This is a genomic window from Geobacillus sp. CCR, assembly GCF_052906625.1.
In genome coordinates this window covers 1-4,765 of record NZ_JBREBQ010000073.1, presented here as the reverse complement: position 1 = coordinate 4,765, position 4,765 = coordinate 1, and the positions used below count along the sequence as shown (strand labels likewise).

Below are 4,765 nucleotides of genomic sequence, written 5' to 3'. Positions count from 1 at the left end.
ATAGACCTTTTTGACTTGAACGTTCATAAGAGAAAAACTCCTTTACGTTCCTTGTGTGTCAAGGATTCATTCGACATCGGAACGAAAAAATCCTCCCGATTTTCGTCGAGAGGGTGCGAAATGTGAGCTTTAAAGTGCAGGCGCCCCTCAATTTTTGTCTTTTCGGGCGGGTGGAGACCCATGATCGACAAAGCGAGTGCGCTTTTGCCGCAACCCGACTCCCCGACGAGAGCGACGACTTCGTTCTCTCCGATCGCCAGCGAAACGTCGTCGACCGCCGCATAATAGTCATCACCGATGCGGAAAGAGACTCGCAGCTCCTCAATTTCCAATAACGTTTGCTTTGCCAATGTGTCCTTCTCCCTTTTGTTAGTATTACTAAATTTTAGACTATATATAATATTCAGATAATATTCTATCATTTTTTTTTCGTAAATTCAATATTTATAGAAAAAATATCAGTAAATTTTTTGATTCCTTTCCAGTCTTATACCTCATAGAAAAACATGACTGTGAACTACAGCTCAGTTTCAACCACTATTTTTTGGACAATAAATAAGCAGATGCTCCACGAAAGGAACATCTGCCTAAGCAATGAACAAAAAAGTGGAAAAGGACACAGCTTGACCGCGGCCGCCCATTCACGATCGATTATTGCTTTGTTCCCTATAGTTATTTAAACGCCATCGCCGCCCGCACCGCTTTTTTCCAGCCATCGTAGAGCATCGTTCGCTTGTCGTCATCCATCTTCGGCTCAAACCGGCGCTCGAGCTGCCATTGGGCGGCGATGTCATCTCGGCTGTTCCAGTAGCCGACCGCCAGCCCGGCCAAATACGCCGCACCCAAGGCCGTCGTTTCATTCACAACCGGACGTTCGACCGGAACGGCAAGCAAATCGCTCTGGAATTGCATAAGGAAATTGTTTTTCACCGCCCCGCCGTCAACGCGCAACGTGGTCAGCGAGATGCCGGAATCGGCTTCCATGGCGGCGAGCACATCTTTTGTCTGGTAAGCGAGCGATTCCAAGGTGGCCCGGATGAAATGCTCTTTCGTTGTGCCGCGCGTGAGGCCAAACACCGCCCCGCGCACCTCGCTGTCCCAATACGGCGTGCCAAGCCCGACGAACGCCGGTACGACATACACCCCGTCGGTCGACTCGACTTTTTCGGCGTACGCTTCGCTGTCAGCCGCCGTTTTGATCATCCGCAAGCCGTCGCGCAGCCATTGAATGGCCGAACCGGCGACGAAAATGCTGCCTTCAAGGGCGTATTCAACCTTGCCGTCAATTCCCCAGGCGATCGTTGTGAGCAGCCCGTGTTTCGATTGCACCGCTTTTTCCCCCGTATTCATCAGCATAAAGCAGCCGGTGCCGTACGTATTTTTCGCCATCCCTTCCGTAAAGCACGCCTGGCCGAACAAAGCCGCCTGCTGGTCGCCCGCGGCTCCCGCGATCGGCACCTCCACGCCGAAGAAATGATGCGGAACCGTTTTCGCGTATACTTCCGAGGACGGGCGCACCTCAGGAAGCATCGCCTTTGGCACGTTTAAAATCGCAAGCAGCTCGTCATCCCACTCGAGCGTATGAATGTTAAACATTAATGTGCGCGACGCGTTCGAGTAATCGGTTACATGGGCGCGGCCGCCGGACAGCTTCCAAATGAGCCACGTATCAATCGTGCCAAAGAGCAACTCTCCTCGCTCCGCCCGTTCGCGCGCCCCCTCGACATGGTCCAAAATCCATTTCACTTTTGTCCCGGAAAAATAGGCGTCAATAAGCAAGCCGGTTTTTTCGCGGAATAGCGGGTCATACCCTTTCGCTTTCAGTTCATCGCAAATGCCGGCCGTCTGCCGCGACTGCCAGACGATGGCGTTGTAAATCGGGTTGCCGGTGTCTTTCTCCCACACAACCGTCGTTTCCCGCTGGTTCGTAATGCCGATCGCCGCCACTTGTTCCGGCTTCACTTGCGCCTCGGACAAGACGCTGGCAATGACCGCAAGCACCGATCCCCAAATTTCATTGGCGTTGTGCTCGACCCAGCCGGGCTGCGGAAAATATTGCGTAAACTCTTTTTGCGCCATATGGACGATTTCGCCCTTTTGATTGAACAAAATCGCGCGCGAACTCGTTGTGCCTTGGTCGATGGCTAAAATGTATTGATTCATGACATTCTTCCCCCTTCACCTTTATTTGCTTACAAACCCGGTACGCCAACTAGAGAGAACGGCGGCTTGCGGCGCTGGTTGTTTTTCCTTTTGCCATCTTCGCCGCCGCCAAAACGACTGCGGTTGCCGCCAGCACTCCCCATAATGCGCCTGTCGGTTTTCCCAAGAAAACGGCTTTATAGACCAAACTGCCTAACGCGCCGCCAAGCAGCGGTCCGACGATCGGCACCCACGCATACGCCCAATTCGATGACCCTTTCCCTGGGATTGGCAACAAAAAGTGGGCTAAGCGAGGTCCAAAGTCTCGGGCCGGATTAATGGCGTATCCCGTCGTACCGCCGAGCGACAGTCCAATCGCCACGATCAAAAAACCAACGATAAATGGATTGAGCCCATCAGCGAATTTGTTGGCGCCAATGGCCAAGATGGCCAAAACCAACACAAACGTTCCGATGATCTCGCTAAGCAAGTTGGCAGCCGTATTCGGCACTGCCGGACCCGTCGCAAACACGCCAAGCTTGACACCCGGGTCGTCTGTTTCCTTCCAATGCGGCCAATAGTGGAGATAGACGACGGCAGCCCCAACCATAGCGCCAAGTACTTGTGCCAACACATAGCCAGGGACATCTTTCCATGGAAAATCACCGCTTATGGCCAATGCCACTGTCAGCGCTGGATTGAGATGGGCGCCGCTATACCGGCCGACAGCGTATACGGCCACGGCCACCGCCAGCCCCCACCCCATCGTAATGACAATCCAGCCCGAATTGGCCGCATATGATTTCTTTAAATTGACCCCGGCGCACACACCAGCGCCGAAAATGATGAGCAGTGCCGTGCCGATGAATTCCCCTAAAAATGGCGACATTTGTTCTCTTCCCCCTTTTCATTCGTGATTTCCTCTGCTATTTCCTGCTTGGGCGGCCCCTCCGGAGGGTTAGCCGTTGGGTGGAAAAACAAAAACCCACACACTTCCCCGCTAAGCAACGAGGAATATGTGTGGGTCTCCGCTTCTCCACCACAACGTTATTAACTTGCTTTTAGCATATCATCTGTTGAAAACGCTGTCAACCTATTTCTTCGGCAAAATTTGCACGTAATCGAAGTCGAGCGTATCGACCGCGTCTTCGATATGAAGGCGGGTGATGAACCGGTACGACTGGCCGGGGCGCGATGGCGGCAAGGTTTCTGGAATCATGTAGGAAAACGGGATTTCCTTTTTCTCGCTCGGCTTGATCCAAAACGCTCCGGCCGCCGGAATGACGGCGACAATGGCATCCAGCTCCTTGCCGTTTTCGATTGTTTTTTGCACGAGCTCCACATCGAGCCGCTCGATCCTTTGTTCCACCGTTCCGCCGTAAATGTGGACGATCCCTTGAATCATTTCCCCCTGGCGCCATAACGATTTATTTAAGATCAAGTCGACGTGCGCCGACCCGACTCCGACTCTTGACATCATTTTGCGCAATAACACCGTAGTCACCTCTTTGTCTCTCTTGTCATATCATCATACGAAAAAACGAAGCCGCTTGTTTCAACGCGAGCCAAAAAATAAACAGACGATGCTGGCGCGGCACGTCTGCCCCTGGGAGAAACAGGGACGAATGCGGCTTGTTTTGTTACCGCTTACATTCGAGATTACCGCATTCGCCTTCCGCTGTCAATTGGTTATTCGTACACATTTTCGTTTTCGATAATGTAATCGATTCGAATGACCGGGACGTCCTGTTGCTCGACTTCCGCGACAATCAAGCCGACGCGGTCATTATAGATGCAAAACATATCCTGCCCTTTGCGAAACGCCGACTCTCCGTACGAAAGAACCATGTGGTAAATTTTATTGTCGCTGAAATAACGGCGGCTGACCCGGCTCCCTAACCGGACGATCACTTCTTTTCCCGCGATTTTTCCGCGGTACATCCGCTCTCCCCCTTTTTGTCGTTCCTATTCCAATGTATGGGCGTTGTGGCCCGCTCATGACTATTTTCTCCCCCAGCGGCCCGTTTTCCTTTTCAACGCATTGTTTTTCGGGCCGGCAAACAATTTTTTCGGAAATTTCCTTTCTTTTGCTTGACGCGGCCACCCGCGGTAGTGTATAGTAAAGTCATCATATAACAGAATATATTTCAGGCATTCAACATGAAGGTGCATCTTGGATGGCTGTGAAGTATATTTTGTTATTTGATAAAAATCTTGAGGTTAGCCGAACAGGCTAAAGGTATTAGGAGGAATTCAGTATTATGCAACGTGGTAAAGTAAAATGGTTTAACAACGAAAAAGGCTACGGTTTCATCGAAGTGGAAGGCGGTTCCGACGTATTCGTCCACTTCACGGCGATCCAAGGTGAAGGGTTCAAAACGTTAGAAGAAGGCCAAGAAGTTTCGTTTGAAATCGTCCAAGGAAACCGCGGACCGCAAGCAGCGAACGTTGTCAAATTATAAGACTTCGTTGACATAGACGAGAGAACGGGAGCGGAATCGAGTAGGAGAGGGTGACTAACCCTCGTCCTCTCACACCACCGTACGTACCGTTCGGTATACGGCGGTTCCATTAAGTCTGACGCAGAGATTCATATCGTTGATAAAGACTCTTCAGCCCTTGG

The 4,765-nt window shown here is 51.4% G+C and carries 5 protein-coding genes and 1 pseudogene; 1 reads left to right on the top strand and 5 read right to left on the bottom strand.

Features of this window, described 5'->3' with window-relative positions:
- Positions 1–128: 128 nt before the first annotated feature.
- The 5 genes and pseudogenes from ACVBDQ_RS17625 to ACVBDQ_RS17605 all read right to left on the bottom strand — a co-directional run.
- Positions 129–350: pseudogene (locus tag ACVBDQ_RS17625) on the bottom strand (ATP-binding cassette domain-containing protein); the annotation flags it as partial.
- 322 nt (positions 351–672) lie between these two features.
- Positions 673–2,163: a glycerol kinase GlpK gene (glpK, locus tag ACVBDQ_RS17620; RefSeq protein WP_013523471.1), complete on the bottom strand. Its 1,491-nt coding sequence runs from the start codon at positions 2,161–2,163 to the stop codon at positions 673–675.
- Between the two features lie 49 nt (positions 2,164–2,212).
- A complete protein-coding gene (locus ACVBDQ_RS17615; protein WP_020756086.1) occupies positions 2,213–3,031 on the bottom strand; it encodes an MIP/aquaporin family protein in 819 nt (272 codons plus the stop codon).
- A gap of 204 nt (positions 3,032–3,235) precedes the next feature.
- Positions 3,236–3,637: a sporulation protein gene (locus ACVBDQ_RS17610; RefSeq protein WP_021321293.1), complete on the bottom strand. Its 402-nt coding sequence runs from the start codon at positions 3,635–3,637 to the stop codon at positions 3,236–3,238.
- 194 nt (positions 3,638–3,831) lie between these two features.
- The gene (locus ACVBDQ_RS17605) at positions 3,832–4,083 is read right to left on the bottom strand and encodes a hypothetical protein (protein ID WP_014195521.1); all 252 of its coding nucleotides are present in this window, start codon (positions 4,081–4,083) and stop codon (positions 3,832–3,834) included.
- A gap of 320 nt (positions 4,084–4,403) precedes the next feature.
- On the opposite strand from ACVBDQ_RS17605, the gene cspD reads away from it, so the two are divergent.
- Positions 4,404–4,604 carry a cold-shock protein CspD gene (gene cspD / locus ACVBDQ_RS17600; protein WP_003251474.1) on the top strand — a complete coding sequence of 67 codons (201 nt, stop codon included), beginning with the start codon at positions 4,404–4,406 and terminating at the stop codon, positions 4,602–4,604.
- The last annotated feature ends 161 nt before the right edge of the window (positions 4,605–4,765 follow it).